The 450-nt window shown below is 36.7% G+C and carries 2 protein-coding genes; both read right to left on the minus strand.

Annotated features, from left to right (window positions below):
- The coding region (locus tag JUE67_RS12525; RefSeq protein ID WP_203637188.1) for a type II toxin-antitoxin system YafQ family toxin at nt 1-219 on the minus strand (219 nt) is incomplete at its 3' end.
- Nucleotides 219-450 (minus strand): type II toxin-antitoxin system Phd/YefM family antitoxin (locus JUE67_RS12530; protein WP_203637189.1); only part of this gene is annotated, 232 nt, incomplete at its 5' end. The genes JUE67_RS12530 and JUE67_RS12525, both read right to left, overlap by 1 nt.

The following is a 450-nucleotide window of genomic DNA, read 5'->3' on the forward strand; positions in this document are numbered from 1 at the left end:
TGGTGTTTTGTTTTTCGGGGTATCTCGTAAGTGAAATTCATTATAACCGCTCATTCGCCGATTAAGCTCATGATCTTCAAATTCTGCTGGTAATTGTTGTTGCTCAAGCAACAGATCAATGGCTGCTCGAACTTCATCAATAATAGATTTGTCTAAACTGGCTAACCGTTTTAGATCAGCATTAAAGGTTGCACGTGGTTTAAATCTTAGTTTTTTCATTATTTAAACTGACCCCAATAATCATCATCTGATTCAACAATTTCATCGTCAGGTAAAACATGGCGTTTAATTAACTGATCACGTGCAATTGCATATTCTAACGAGCCTTCTTTAGCTTTTAATGCTCGTTCTAGCCAATCCATTTTTTCTTGTGAAACGATGGCCACTGCGCGACTATTTGAACGAGCAATATAAACGGTTTCGTCTTCGTCATTAACTTGATCTAAATAT

The sequence above is a fragment of the Lacticaseibacillus mingshuiensis genome, from assembly GCF_016861785.1.
GTDB classification, from domain to species: domain Bacteria; phylum Bacillota; class Bacilli; order Lactobacillales; family Lactobacillaceae; genus Lacticaseibacillus; species Lacticaseibacillus mingshuiensis.